Below are 13,436 nucleotides of genomic sequence, written 5' to 3'. Positions count from 1 at the left end.
GTTCTCATTCGCGCAGCATGGCACGCCGCGCACGATAATCGGGTAAATAGCGCTCCACCAGCGCCCAGAACTGCGGTCCATGGTTTTTATGTGCAATGTGCGCCAGTTCATGCACCACCACATAGTCGATAGCGGGTCCAGGATAGTCCATCAACCGCCATGAGAAGCAAATACTGTTTTTGCCGCTGCACGAGCCGAACCGTGTTCTCGCTGAGGTGATCTTCAGTCCGGCCGGGTACAGGTTCATCAGTTTTGCGTAATGCTGTACCTTGGGCGGCAGCTCTATTTTCGCTCGGCGGATAAGCTCAGCCTGCTTGGCCTCATCCGGCTCCGGATGTGCCGCACGGCGGGACTGCTGATCGGCAAGTGCGCGGACTATCCAGTCCGTATGCTCCGCGACAAACCGTTCAATACAGTATTTTGCCAGCCGCAGCGGCGCACGAACGATCACACGCCCCTCGCGCGTCACCTGCACGGCAAGCGTCTTGCGTTTGGAGCGAACCAGCTCGTATTCGATCATATCACTGTCCCTTGCGCTCCAGATTGCGGTTGTAGAAGAACACCGCGACCGAAATGCCGCAGATCAGCAGATAACCGAGAACGCTCCAGCCGTCCGGCAGCTGGCCGAACAGAAAAAAGCCGAGGACAGCCGAGAAGATGACCTGCGTGTAGTCGAACACCGAAATCTCCTTGGCCGGTGCGTTGGCGTATGCGAGCGTTACGCCGAACTGTCCCAAAGCGGCTGACGCACCTGCGCCGATCAGGCAGAAGAACTGTCCCCATGTCATTGGGTGGTAGTCCGTGATCATAAACGGCACGCATACCAGTGTGGAGAACATCGAGAAGAAGAACACAATGCGGGCGCTCTTTTCGCCTTTCCGGCTGAGTGCGCGTACACAGGTGTAGGCCGCGCCTGCACCCATGCCGCCCAGCAGGCCGATAATTGCCGGGAAGGTTGCCGAGGAAAAACCCGGCTTGATAATCAGCATGCTGCTGCCGAATGCCGCAAGCACCGCCGCGTACTGAAATACACTGGCCCGCTCCTTCAGCAGAATGAGCGAAAAGATGATAGCGAAAAACGGCGACATTTTATTAAGAATGTTTGCATCTGCCAGTACAAGATGGTCAATAGCGTAGTAATTGCAGAAAATGCCGAGTGTGCCGCAGGTTGCGCGTATGATGAGCAGCGGCAGGTTGCCCTTTTCCCATTTAAAACCAACCTTTTCACGGCACAGCACTACGGCGGCCACTGCCACCGCGACCAAGTTGCGGAAAAAGGTTTTCTGCGTGAACGGCAGATCCCCCGCCAGACGTATGAATGCCGCCATCATCGCAAAACCGAACGCGGACATAATGATAAAACCGATTGCCTTACTTTTTTTAGAAAGCACTGAAGTCTTCCTCCTTTTTGTTGTGAATTTTCTGACTGCTTCTATTGTAACACACAAACTGTTCCGCGTGGCAGAGAAATCGTCTGTTTTTCGCGTTTTGAATTTTTTCAAAAAAATTTGAAAAAAGGTGTTGACATTTAGCGTCCACATGGATATAATAATTCTTGTCGCTGACAGTGAGGCGACTCGATGAGAACAGAATGCGAGTGTGCTGGAACTGGTAGACAGGCACGTTTGAGGGGCGTGTGTCGATCGACGTACGGGTTCAAGTCCCGTCACTCGCACCACCTTCTTTCAACAACAAAATATGCGGATGTGGCGGAATGGCAGACGCGCTAGCTTCAGGTGCTAGTGTTCGCAAGGACGTGGGGGTTCAAGTCCCCCCATCCGCACCAAGTGAAAGAGCTGAAATCTTTTGATTTCAGCTCTTTTTCTATACTTTTGTCTACCACAAGTGTCTACCAAAATCGCGGCGCTTCATTTTAGTGCTGATTTTAGTGCAGGTTCAGCACCTTTTTAACGAGTTTTAGGATGACAGGATATCGTTTCAGGACATATGCTACCGATCAGCAGCAAAAGCACAATTTCCGCATCACCAAAAGAGCTGAAACCCAAAAGTTTCAGCTCTTTCCCACATTTTCAATTACACCCTGTCTCCGCTACCTTCATGCGCGAATACCCAATCGGCATATTCAACGGTACGCTTGCACGAATCGAGCAGTATACACCATTTTCGGTCTGCAGCAGCACACGATCGTCCTTAGAGAGATTCGGCAGCCAGCCGGCGTCCTGCTGCGCTGTCTCGTTATAAATGCCGAGATTATATTTGCTGCCGGGTATCGTCACCGCAAACGCGCTGACCGTCTCACCGTTTCCCATAAAACTGTAAAACGGCTTATACTTCACATCTTGCGTCAAATACACATTCCGATAATAGCCGCTGATTGAATGCGAACCGACATCAGCCACCTCAGCCAGTGCCGTACTCGATACCGAAGCCGTCTGCTTCGGTACTGTCCACCTGGGATACAGCGCCGAGAACTCCGGTACCGGCTCTACTGTGCCGTCGCTGTGCTGAATGGCTGCCGCACCATTCACCGTCCACGCCTGACTGCCGTAAATGACCTTCTCGCATGCGGCTGCCGTGCCGGTATTCGCCGCACCGGCGCTCATCATCAGCGCAGAGACCGTCATGCAGCCTGCCAGCGCGGTACTCAGTATTTTCCGAAATCTGTTCATTATTCAACCCTCCCTGTTTGTTCTCTAACCGCTATCCATACCTTACCGATTCTACAATTTCAATGAATCGTCTAAATCACCTCCAAAAGCAGTTATCTAAGCAGATACCCCCTGCAAATTGCGTTTGTCATGGTCTATCTGTAAGATAACTGCTTTTCACTGAAATTACAACCGACTGTTCCTGCTTAGTCGTTATTCGTTCCTGCTTTGCGCGTTAAGGAGCAGAATATCGCAGATGAACCGGTCGTTCTGCTCGTAAAACCGAATCAGTCCCTGATTACGTTCCACCGCCTGCCGCATATTCTGAATACCGAAGCCGTGGCGATACCGGATATTTTTCGTGGTACGCAGTGCCGGATTATCCGACAGCACCGGATGTGCGATATCATTGGCAATCACAATCGAGCTGTATGCTCCCTGCGGCTGAATATGAATATCCACCACCTTGCGCTCACTGCCTTTCGCAGCACGAATCGCATTGTCCAGCGCATTGCCGAGGATGATGGTAATATCCTCCGGCGAAATACCCGACAGCGGTGTCGTGATAATGGCGCTCAGCCGAACACCTGCCCGTTCCGCGGCTGCGCTTTTGCTGTTGATGATCGCGTCAAGCACCTTGTTGCCCGAAAACATGATCAGCTTGTTGACGGTATTCTGCTGCTGCAGAAGCTGCCCTGTGTACTGCTCGATTCCCGTAAGATCCCGTTCTTCCGCCATGGATAAAATGCAGAGCAGGTGATTTTTGAGGTCATGCCGCAGCGCACGAACCGTGTCATACATGTTCTCAATGTCCTTGGCGTTTTCCTGCAGACATTCGTTCTGCAGCGCGAGCAGCGCCATTTCGGTTTGGATTTTGCTGACCTGCCCCAATCGAACAAACAGGAAATAAATCAGGATATTCAACGCCAACACGATACACACCGCATAAAATACAATATTTTGAATATGCGGTTCCTGTATCGCCGCGTACATCATCAGCGTAATCGTGATAATGGATAACGTTGGAATCGCTACCAACGGGATAACATCCAGCCATTTGATTCGACCGTTTTCCTTCACCCGCAGGATAATCCGCGTGATTACAAAAAACAGCAGTTTGGTTATCAAAATCGAAATAATGCGAACCGAATTAAACCGACTGAGCAGCAAGGCAACATTATTTCCGGACAATTTTGCGACAAGCAGTGCCGTAAAAGTTGCAATAATAGCCACAAGGCCCATCGTAAATGCAGAAACAAATATCTTCTGCAGGATTGGTCCGCGCAGCAAAATGCAGCAAAACGCAATGTTGATCAGTATCTGTATCGAGCTTGCATAGCCTTCATACAGCTGCCCCCAGGAGAAAAAGGCTACACTGCCGAAGGACAGCACACCAAAGAGTGCCGTCCATATATATTTCGCCGGACAGGCCATGCGGTATCCGAAATACTGCACTAAGAAGCTCAAAATAAGGGTTACCTCTACGGCGTTAATTGCCATTTCAAACCAGAAATTCATGGGCGCAGACTCCTCATATACGCCATGAAGGCGGTCTGTGTTTCCTCAGCTTTGGCGCGGCTGACCGGCAGGACCGTCCCGTCCGACAAGGTGACGCTTGTCCGGCTGCAGATTTGAACAAACCGGCAGTTCAGCAGATAGCCAACGTGGCAGCGCACGAAAAAGTATTTGCTGAGTGCCGTTTCGATATCGCTCATGCGTGCCTTGAACCGCAGGGATTTCTCGTTGTAATGTACAACGATATAATGTCCCTGGCTCTCAAAATACGCAATCTCCGTGATCGGAATGCGGGTGCTGCTGCCGTTCATCGTAACCGTGTAGTGAATCTGACGACTGTTGAGAAGCTGCATCATTTTCTCGGTTATCCGCGGCAGTTCCTCCAGATGCGTTTTGCGGAGAAACCAGAACGGCTGAAACGCAAACGACTGATACACCAGATCTTCCATGCCGGACAGGAAAATGATAATCGGCTTCGACGGCATGGCTGACAGTTCTTCCGCGACCGAAAAGCCGTCTTTTTCGGGCATATCAATATCTAAAAACAGCACATCAGTCGGCCTGCATGTAATCTCACGCAAGGCTTCCACGCCCGTGTGCGCGAACACGATCTCCGGTGTGATTCCGTATTTTTTGAAAACGGTCAGCAGACGTTTTGCAAAGACCTGCGTGAATACGGTATCGTCATCGCACAGTATAATACGCATGAGTGCTCCTCCCTGTTGTGTTCTGAACTAACTATACCATAAAGCAGCACGGCATACAATATTTCACAAAGCGGTCTGTCTCCTGCTGCTCCGCTTCTATTATACCGCAGATTGATGGACGTCCGGCTGCAGAGCAGGAACGCAAAGTGTCCAATCAGGAACGCGCTATTGATTTTGCTCTCGAAAACGGGTATCGTGCGTAACATAACCCGATAGAAATCAGGTGAACGATCTATGACGGCACAGGACAAGGAGCTGTTTTCCCAATTATACGACCGGAATTACAAGCGGCTGCTGTATGCGGCCATCCGCATTGCACACAACCCGTTTACAGCAGAGGAGCTGACGAACGAGGCGTTTACCATCCTGCTGACGCATTTTGACCAGGTGCGCCAGCACCCGAATCTGCCCGGTTGGCTGCACACCGTGCTGACCAATCTCGCGCTTGATGAGTACAAACGGCGGAGCCGGTATGTGCAGGTGCCGCTGGACAGCGTTCAGGATCTTGGCTGTGAACCGATTTTCCTTTCCATGCTCGACCTGCTGCCGAACGAATTATCCCGCACGGATAAGGAGATTCTGTATCTGCGGTATCAGCTGAATCTGAACTGTGTGGACATTGCCGAATATCTGCATATCAGTCACGAGGCCAGCCGTGCGCGCTTAAGCCGCGCCAGACAGCATTACGCTCACCTGCTTGCGAAGGAAAGGCTGATGTGAACTCCCATCCTGCCGAATAGTTTCGCTGTATGTATAATACGGGCAGCAGAACTGCACTATAAAGGAAAAGTCAGCCGTTTTCGGCTGACTTCAGTCTGTCGATAAAGTCAATCTATCGTTTTTACTTTTCGTGCGGCAGCACGCATAAAATAGAATTTGCACAGCAAATTCATAATTCCCGGGGGCGTGTACCTCGGGAATTATACAAGGGACGAAAAATTGTGCCCGTAGGGCGCGGCTTTTCGTCAAGATTCGATTGAAAGCGTGGTTTCAATCGAGAGGCTGCTCGAAAAACGGAGTTTTTCGACAGCCTCAAGTCAGCCGTTTTCGGCTGACTTTTCCTTTATATATCATCCTTCTTGCGCTTCTGCTCCTATTTTCGCGAGGATTTGACAAACCGCTCCAGCGTTTCCACCATCTCCGAGCCTTCCAGCGGCTTTGCAATATGCATATCCATGCCCGCAGCAAAGGCAAGCTGACGGTCCTCTGCGAAAGCGTTTGCTGTCATGGCGATGATTGGAATGGTTCTCGCATCCGGACGCTTCATCGCGCGAATACGCCGCGTCGCTTCCAGACCGTCCATCACCGGCATCATCACATCCATTAAAATCGCATCAATTTCTCCGGGCCTGGAATCGGCAAAAATGCGTACCGCCTCCTCACCATTCACTGCCTTGATGATGGAGGCTTCTTCCACATTGAGTACAAACTCAGCAATCTCCATATTCATCCTGTTATCTTCCGCAACCAGCACATGCAGTCCGGCAATAGAACTGGTCTGCAGCAGACGTTTCGGCTTGTTTCGCTTCTCCGGTGCATGGCAGATGCGGAACGACAGCGACAGCGTAAACGTCGTGCCTACGCCCTGCCTGCTGACAAAGGACAGCGTGCCGCCCATTTTCTCCGCCAGACTTTTCGCAATCGGCATACCCAGACCGGTACCGCCATATTCCGATCGAGCAAAATTCCGTTCCTGTGCAAATGGCTCAAATACGTGCTTCTGAAACTCCTCGCTCATGCCGATACCGGTATCCGCACAGGTGAATTCAATCTGTGCAGTCTCCGGATCCGCACTCGGCTTTTCGCGGCATCCCAGCCTGACTTCGCCCCCCGCGTGGTTGTACTTGACCGCATTGCTGATGATATTCATCAGCAGCCGACGCAGGTGCAGCGGACTGCCGAGCAGGCAGCGGTGCTCAACCGGATAGCCATCCGTTATTATCGTAATGCCCCGCTCCCGTGCCTGCTTATCCACCACCACGCCAACACTGTCCAGCAGTTCCTTGAGGTCAAACTCGCGTTCCTCCAGCATGATCTCGCCGGATTCCAGCTTGCCCATGTCCAGCACCTCGTTTACCAACTCAAGCAGCAGACCGGAGGCATCCCAGATTTTCTTCCGGCACTCGGTCTGCTTGTCCGGATCGTCCTTGTAATAATTCGCAATCTCGATCATACCGCGAATGCCGTTAATCGGCGTGCGGATATCATGGCTCATGCGCTGCAGGAACTCAGTCTTAGCGCGGTTGGCCTGCTCAGCCTTTTTGGCGGATTCCATCAGCTGCCCGCGGAATTCCCGCTCGCGCCGATCCTGCTCGGCCAGATATTCCCGCGCGGAACGCCTGCGGAACATTTGAATCACGGTCAGCATGACCAGATAGATGATCAGCGCCGCCATCATATTTTTGACCATATCAGTCGCTACCATACGGTCGGATACATAGGCGTAGATATAGTAGTCGCGGCTGCGGTCCAGACCACCGAAATAGGCATTGCCATCGCACTTGAAATGTCCGACCGCGGCGGACGACAGTTTTGACTTGATCTGCTGCAGAATCCGGCTGTCCTCCACCTTGGTATCAGCCAGTTCTTCGTCGTTGGACGCGATAATGCGGTCGCCGTTTGTCACCACAATCACACCGTCGTCCCTGGTATTATAGCCCGCAAGCAAGCCCTGTATGGTCAGCGTATAATTGCGTGCATACTCCGCAGTGGTGTGATAGTATACAACGATCACACCGGGCACATCTGTACGACCGTACGCCGAAATATCCACATAGGAGCCGTCCGGCAGGTCAATCCGCGAAGCATAGGTCTTCTGCGGATACCTGACCACATCGAGCACTGTATTCCGCTCTATATACTCCTGCAGTGTTAGAAAATTCAGCAGATCACCGTTATACTCGCACTGCACTCTTCCATCTGTGTCCAGCAGAATAATGCCGGTCAGCCGCTGTTTCTGCGCATAGAACCGAAGCCGGTCTTCATCTACAGCCGAGCCCTCATAGCCGATATTGCGGTTTACCTGCTGTGCGTTGTCCATGATACGCATCAGACTTTTGGTAACAGCCGCAGCATTATAGCGTGTATAGGTCGTGCACTGCTCCTTCACATAGTCTATCGTATTGCCGAGCTGTTCCCGTGTCTGCGCGCTCTCCGCACGCACCGTGCGAAAGCCAACCAATATGACCAGCACGGCGCCGATTGCAGCCGCAATCCGTTCGTACCGGCGCGTGGCTTTGCCCTTTTTAACCTGCAGCACAGTCCACCTCCAAATATTTGTCCGGATCGGACAGATACCTGCCTATGATCGTTCGAGTCGTACCGTCTGCACGCATTTCCTCGAAAACCCGGGAAAGCTGTTCGTTCAGTCCACGCGCATCGTTTTTTGCAAACGCCACACCAATTCCTGTCGTGAGAATACTTTCGTCCAGAATACGGTAATCCACATCATAATCCTTCATATACTGCCTAATAGCGGTTTCGTGCGCCGCGATCGCATCCACATAGCCCTTGCCGAGAGAGGTGTAGAGCAGTTCGCGATCCTCCAGACTGTATACTTCACGCACGAGCGGAATGCGGCTGTCCGTTCGCTCGAGGAAAATGCTCTCCGGCTTGGTGGTGGACTGCACGGCAATGGTCTTGCCCTCCAGATCGCTCAGCCGGTAAATATCGCTGCTGCGGTTGACCGCAACCACCTGGCGGCTGATCATATACGGTTCAGTCCAGTTGTATTCGTTCTCGCGCCCATCAATGGAAAAACATCCCCAGATACAGTCAATATCACCATGTTCAACCAGTTTCTTCTTTTCTTCCCAGTCAATGCCGACGAAGGATACTGCATACCCCAGCCGTCCGAAGGATTCCTTAGCCAGATCCACATCCACGCCTGCCGGATTGCCGTTTTCATCGGTATAATTAAACGGCGGATAGTTGTCACTGCCCACCTTGATCGTTATCGGTGTTTTCGTCTGGTGCTCCTGCATATCCTCGGCAGCCGTACATCCGCACAGCAGCACACCCGCCAGCGCTGCCGCAAATACACCGAAAATCCGTCTTTTGAGTCTCATGGCTTCCCCTGCTTTGCTTTTTATCCTTATTATACCATTTTAGATCTATGAATGCCAGAGAGAGTATAACATTTTATTCCAGTATTTTTCGACAATTTTTTCACTTTATGTCGATTTTTTCGTACCCAAATCCGCCAGCAACACCTTCATTTGCCCGCCGCAAACCATACCTTCCTGTGCAGCAATGTCGTTGCTCATGTCGATGGTGACGCACTTGTGCTCGCCGGTCCCAATCAAGTAGTACGCCTGCCGCATAACGGCGCTCTCACTGCAGCCGCCGCCGATGGTGCCTGCGGTAGCCGTGTTGGCATCGACCACCATGTACGAGCCGGATTTTACCGGCGTGGAACCGCTGGTCTCGTACACGAGCATGAGCGTTTTGGGAATATCACCGCGTGCAGCGGTTTCCAGCAGCGGCAGGTCGATGTCCTCTGCGGTGAGAATGCTGCTCTTGGAACGGCGATCGGTCGTGCGACGGCGTTCCGCGATCAGCTCTGCCACGATAGAAATCGCAATTTCCTTGACGGTCAGCGCACCGATGTCCAGACCGATGGGCGTATGAATGCGGTCGAGATCTGCCCGAGAGAAGCCTTCTTCCTCAAGCATGTTCAGCAGACCGACCGTGCGCCGCTTCGACCCGATCATACCGAGATAGCGCGGCATGGTGCCGCGCAAAAGCTCCCGCAGGCAGTCCGCGTCATAACGATGCCCGCGCGTGATAACGGCAACGTAATCGCTCTCTCGGATGCCGATTTTCTTAATTGCTGCCGGAAACAGATCACATACGATCTGCTTTGCTTCCGGAAAGCGCGGATGATTGGCAAAAGACGGCCGGTCGTCCGCCACAACCAGCTCAAAACCGAGATCGGCCGCATAGCGGCAAAGCGGCTGCGCGATCGTGCCGCCGCCGAGCAGAATCAGGCGTTCCTGCGGCATGAAATTGCGCGTGTACTGTACGCCGTCCGCGTCGATAGTCAGCGCCGCCGGAAGTCCCTTGCGCGCATTTTCCGCGGCAGCCTGCAGCTGTTCCAGCAAAGTCATCGTGCCGTCGCTCCTTCCGCGTGATAATCGCCGCTTTTGCCGCCGGTCTTGTGCAGCAGCAACGTCTCATCAATACGCATACCGCGGTCCACCGCCTTGCACATGTCGTAGACGGTCAGCGCGGCAACAGTGGCCGCCGTGAGTGCTTCCATCTCAATACCGGTCTTGTGCGAACAACGCAGCGTGCTGACAACGCGCACCTGCGTCTCCGAGACAGCCTCAATGGCGATGTCCACGCTCTCGATCGGGATCGGATGGCACATCGGGATCAGCTCTGCCGTCCGCTTGGCCGCCATAATGCCCGCGATACGCGCGCACGCGAACACATCGCCCTTGGGCACTGTGCCGTCAAGGATCATGCGCAGCGTCTCCGGCTGCATGGTCAGCACGGACTGCGCCACCGCTTCGCGCTGCGTGACCGGCTTCGCGCCGATGTTGACCATGTGCGCTGCACCGTTTTCATCCAAATGGGTCAGTTTCATGTTGTTCCTCCCGAAAACTTATTTTGTTCCGCAAACACAAAAAACACCGCTCAAAACGACGTTTAAGCGGTGTTTCATCTGGTCCGAGTGACAGGATTCGAACCTGCGGCATCCTGCTCCCAAAGCAGGCGCGCTACCAACTGCGCTACACCCGGATAGTATTGTGAGCGCCCCGTATTCCGAGGAACCGAGGCGCTTGATGGTGCCGGTGACCGGACTCGAACCGGTACGCTGTCGCCAGCGGTGGATTTTGAGTCCACTACGTCTACCAATTCCATCACACCGGCATAACATGGTTATTATATCGTAAATCGCACCGGTTGGCAAGAGGAATTTTTCGAAAAGGGTATTTTTCTTTCACTGCCGCAAAAGATAACAGCCATTCCCGTGGGAATGGCTGTTATCTGTTAAAACAAATGTGCAACGCCAATTACACCCTGAGAACCGAGCAGCATAATGAAGCCTGCAACAATTACGCCGCACAGAATCGAAGTCAGCGCCTTGGTTTTCGGCATTTTGAGCAGCGTTGCAATCAATGCACCCGACCATGCTCCGGTGCCCGGCAGCGGAATCGCCACAAAAAGGAACAGACCCAGCCGTTCATATCTGGTGACCTGACCGGTCTTTCCGAGCAGCTTTTCGCGGTACTTGGTGGCAAAGCCGGAAAGCGGGCCGAGCGAGCACACCCAGTCCAGCAGCTTTTCGCCGAAGAACAGCAAAAACGGGATCGGGATCATATTGCCGATCACAGCCAGCGGGATCAGCTCGATCGCCGGCACGCCTGCGACTGCGCCCAGCGGGACCGCACCGCGCAATTCCACCAGCGGAACCATGGAGATGAGCACAACCGCCAGTTCACGGCCTGCGCCCATCAGCCAGTTGAATAACGATGAAAACACGATTTTTTCCTCCTGACAAGTGTTCTATGGTAAACAGCGAATACTCACACAGATATACTTGTTAATGATACCCTATTCCGCATACAAACGCAAGCGCTGCAATCGTAAAATCTGTGTAAAATAATTTGACGCACCTCTTGCGAACGGTTATACTGGATATATAAAGGAGGGGATCTCCATGCCGCGAGGACAAAAAGACGCTGCCTTTTACGACAGCGCAGCTCTGCTTGTGCTTTCTCTGCTTGAGGAGGCGGACAAGACCGGTTTTCATCTGCTGCATGAGGTGGAATGCCGCTCAGACTGCGCGTTTGCCATCCGTGAAAGCCGCCTGTATCCCCTGCTGCACGGACTTGAGGCACGCGGCGATGTCCGCTCCTGTGAACGGCAGACCGAGGACGGCACGCACCGTTTTTACCGGCTGACCCGTCAGGGCGTGAAAACGCTCACCTGCTGCCGGGAACAGTGGAAAACCTGCCGCAAGCCAATCGGAGGTGGCGCCTGTGTCACCAAATAAGCTGATTGTGCCGTACCTGCACCGCGTGTGCCGGCATCTCCTGTGGCCGCCTTACCGTGCCCGCGTTCGGCGGGAGCTGACCGACCATATTCTCAGCCGCGCGGAGGAGCTGCGCTGCCGCGGCAGTCTCACACAGGAGCAGGCTGTGCGTCAGGTGCTGCGCGCACTCGGTGACCCGGATGTACTGGGAAAGGCTCTGCGGCAGGCACGTCTGCCGCTTGCACGGGTAGTGTACAATGTGATTTTCGCCACTGTGTGGATCGCGATTCTGCTCTGTGCGTTATATCTGACAATTCACCTGCTGTAAGCAGCACAAAAGCGTTCTGTATGAGATTTACAGAACGCTTTCTTTAGGCAATACCGCATAGCGGTGTTGCCTTTATTTTCTTGCGCTGTGCAGCAGCCACAGCTTGCCGAGAGTCTGCACCAAGCACGCCACAAGGATGACGCCAAACGCCATCGCGCCCGCCTCCTCGATGAACAGCGTACCGTATCGAGCAAAGCCATCCGTGTCGCCCTGCACGAGCGCAAGCGTCGTGTAATACAGGTCGCCGCCCGGAATCAGCGGCACCAGCATAGGCACGAGCAGCGTGATGACAGGCGCTTTGAGCAACCGCGCGAGCACCTCGGCCAGTGCGGCCGTTGCCAGTGTAGAGACAAAAAACGCGGTCACGCGGTTATCATACCACTGCATCGCCAGCAGATACACACCCCAGTTTACCGCAGCACCCAGCATGATCGTGATCAGGCGACTGCCGTAAATATGAAACAGCAGTCCGAAGCCGAGCGCACCGATCATCGCCATGACAATCTGCAGAAGGATTTCACCCGTCATACGGCACCGCCCCCAGTCTGCATGAGCACGAGTGCGCAGCCTGCCGCGATGGCAAGCGCTCGCAAAACCGCTTCAAATGCGCTGAGCAGTCCGGTGATGGTGTCGCCCACGAAAATATCGCGCATGGAGTTGACGAACGGAATGCCCGGAATCAGCAGCATGATGTTGCCGATAATGATATAATCCAGATTCTGTCCCATGCCGGTTTTTACCGTGAGAGCCGCTGCCGCGCACATCGCCGCCGAGCTGACCATGGTCAGCACGAGCGGCTGCAGCGAAATCCGATCACCGAGCACGCCGATGACATACAGCAGCACGCTGCACAGCATGGCGGCTATGCCGTCTCTCCAGGTGCCGCCGAAGAACACAGCGAACGAGCCTGACGTGATCAGATACGCCAGCGGCAGCCGGCATCGCAGCTTATCCGGTGCGGTGCGGATGGCTTCCAGACGTGCGTGTAATTCCTCCGGCGGGATAGGATTCACACATACCTTGCGCGACAGCTCGTTGACCGCCTCAATGCAGCGCATATCGGTTCCGCGCCGCAGGATGCGGCGTGTCTGCGTAATCACCTGACCGTCTGCCGTCCGTACCGTTACTGCCATGCTGGCCGTGATGGTCAGCACATCCGCTCGTACAAAACCGTAGGCGCGTGCCAGACGACGCATGGTGTCCTCTACGCGAGCTGCCTCAGCACCCGAGGTCAGCAGCAGCTCTCCCGCATCCAGCACAGCGGAAAGTGTCTGCTCCGGTCGATCCATCAAACC

General features: G+C 53.8%; 15 protein-coding genes and 4 tRNA genes. 5 read left to right on the top strand and 14 right to left on the bottom strand.

The features are described from left to right. Positions 1-4: 4 nt before the first annotated feature. Together PGY33_RS05130 and PGY33_RS05125 are read right to left on the bottom strand one after the other, a co-directional pair. A complete protein-coding gene (locus PGY33_RS05130) occupies positions 5-520 on the bottom strand; it encodes a M48 family metallopeptidase (RefSeq protein WP_118479675.1) in 516 nt (171 codons plus the stop codon). A gap of 1 nt (position 521) precedes the next feature. Beyond that, positions 522-1,391, bottom strand: coding sequence for a DMT family transporter (locus PGY33_RS05125; protein WP_256372134.1), 870 nt, complete (start codon positions 1,389-1,391; stop codon positions 522-524). 202 nt (positions 1,392-1,593) lie between these two features. On the opposite strand from PGY33_RS05125, the gene PGY33_RS05120 reads away from it, so the two are divergent. Next, positions 1,594-1,678: transfer RNA gene (locus PGY33_RS05120), tRNA-Leu, on the top strand. Between the two features lie 22 nt (positions 1,679-1,700). After that, a tRNA-Leu gene (locus PGY33_RS05115) sits at positions 1,701-1,786 on the top strand. Between the two features lie 244 nt (positions 1,787-2,030). Here PGY33_RS05115 and PGY33_RS05110 read toward each other — a convergent pair. From PGY33_RS05110 to PGY33_RS05100, 3 genes are all read right to left on the bottom strand, one after another. Further along, entirely contained in the window at positions 2,031-2,630 is a 600-nt protein-coding gene (locus PGY33_RS05110; protein WP_118479671.1) for a hypothetical protein, read from the bottom strand. A gap of 192 nt (positions 2,631-2,822) precedes the next feature. Next, on the bottom strand, positions 2,823-4,127 hold the full coding sequence (locus tag PGY33_RS05105; RefSeq protein ID WP_118479669.1) for a sensor histidine kinase: 1,305 nt from the start codon (positions 4,125-4,127) through the stop codon (positions 2,823-2,825). After that, the gene (locus PGY33_RS05100; RefSeq protein WP_118479667.1) at positions 4,124-4,831 is read right to left on the bottom strand and encodes a LytR/AlgR family response regulator transcription factor; all 708 of its coding nucleotides are present in this window, start codon (positions 4,829-4,831) and stop codon (positions 4,124-4,126) included. The genes PGY33_RS05105 and PGY33_RS05100 overlap by 4 nt, the downstream gene beginning before the upstream one ends. A 234-nt stretch (positions 4,832-5,065) precedes the next feature. Here PGY33_RS05100 and PGY33_RS05095 point away from each other — a divergent pair, with 234 nt between their 5' ends. Beyond that, entirely contained in the window at positions 5,066-5,551 is a 486-nt protein-coding gene (locus tag PGY33_RS05095) for an RNA polymerase sigma factor (protein WP_270417362.1), read from the top strand. 373 nt (positions 5,552-5,924) lie between these two features. On the opposite strand, the gene PGY33_RS05090 is transcribed toward PGY33_RS05095, so the two are convergent. The 7 genes from PGY33_RS05090 to PGY33_RS05060 form a co-directional block, all read right to left on the bottom strand. After that, positions 5,925-8,090 carry an ATP-binding response regulator gene (locus PGY33_RS05090; RefSeq protein WP_118479663.1) on the bottom strand — a complete coding sequence of 722 codons (2,166 nt, stop codon included), beginning with the start codon at positions 8,088-8,090 and terminating at the stop codon, positions 5,925-5,927. Continuing rightward, positions 8,077-8,898, bottom strand: a complete 822-nt coding sequence (locus PGY33_RS05085; protein WP_118479661.1) for a substrate-binding periplasmic protein — start codon at positions 8,896-8,898, stop codon at positions 8,077-8,079. The genes PGY33_RS05090 and PGY33_RS05085 overlap by 14 nt, the downstream gene beginning before the upstream one ends. A gap of 105 nt (positions 8,899-9,003) precedes the next feature. Beyond that, positions 9,004-9,939, bottom strand: coding sequence for an XdhC family protein (locus tag PGY33_RS05080; RefSeq protein ID WP_118479659.1), 936 nt, complete (start codon positions 9,937-9,939; stop codon positions 9,004-9,006). Continuing rightward, positions 9,936-10,421, bottom strand: a complete 486-nt coding sequence (gene moaC, locus PGY33_RS05075; RefSeq protein WP_118479657.1) for a cyclic pyranopterin monophosphate synthase MoaC — start codon at positions 10,419-10,421, stop codon at positions 9,936-9,938. Before moaC ends, PGY33_RS05080 begins: the two co-directional genes overlap by 4 nt. Before the next feature lie 79 nt (positions 10,422-10,500). Continuing rightward, positions 10,501-10,576 (bottom strand) — tRNA-Pro (locus PGY33_RS05070). A gap of 45 nt (positions 10,577-10,621) precedes the next feature. After that, positions 10,622-10,708, bottom strand: a tRNA-Leu gene (locus PGY33_RS05065). A 120-nt stretch (positions 10,709-10,828) separates the two neighbouring features. Beyond that, complete coding sequence (locus tag PGY33_RS05060) at positions 10,829-11,320, bottom strand: COG2426 family protein (RefSeq protein ID WP_227109541.1); 492 nt, start codon at positions 11,318-11,320, stop codon at positions 10,829-10,831. 178 nt (positions 11,321-11,498) lie between these two features. Between PGY33_RS05060 and PGY33_RS05055 the strand changes: the two genes are divergently transcribed. Further along, positions 11,499-11,834, top strand: coding sequence for a PadR family transcriptional regulator (locus tag PGY33_RS05055; RefSeq protein WP_118479655.1), 336 nt, complete (start codon positions 11,499-11,501; stop codon positions 11,832-11,834). Next, positions 11,821-12,141 carry a permease prefix domain 1-containing protein gene (locus tag PGY33_RS05050; RefSeq protein ID WP_116704895.1) on the top strand — a complete coding sequence of 107 codons (321 nt, stop codon included), beginning with the start codon at positions 11,821-11,823 and terminating at the stop codon, positions 12,139-12,141. Before PGY33_RS05055 ends, PGY33_RS05050 begins: the two co-directional genes overlap by 14 nt. A gap of 72 nt (positions 12,142-12,213) precedes the next feature. On the opposite strand, the gene PGY33_RS05045 is transcribed toward PGY33_RS05050, so the two are convergent. Together PGY33_RS05045 and PGY33_RS05040 are read right to left on the bottom strand one after the other, a co-directional pair. Then, the gene (locus tag PGY33_RS05045; RefSeq protein WP_118285173.1) at positions 12,214-12,669 is read right to left on the bottom strand and encodes a threonine/serine exporter family protein; all 456 of its coding nucleotides are present in this window, start codon (positions 12,667-12,669) and stop codon (positions 12,214-12,216) included. Further along, positions 12,666-13,430, bottom strand: a complete 765-nt coding sequence (locus PGY33_RS05040; protein ID WP_270477627.1) for a threonine/serine exporter family protein — start codon at positions 13,428-13,430, stop codon at positions 12,666-12,668. The genes PGY33_RS05045 and PGY33_RS05040 overlap by 4 nt, the downstream gene beginning before the upstream one ends. Between the last annotated feature and the right edge of the window lie 6 nt (positions 13,431-13,436).

The organism is Butyricicoccus sp. AF18-9LB, from assembly GCF_027684505.1.
Taxonomy (GTDB): domain Bacteria; phylum Bacillota; class Clostridia; order Oscillospirales; family Butyricicoccaceae; genus Agathobaculum; species Agathobaculum butyriciproducens.
This window is presented reverse-complemented; position numbering and strand designations above follow the sequence as displayed.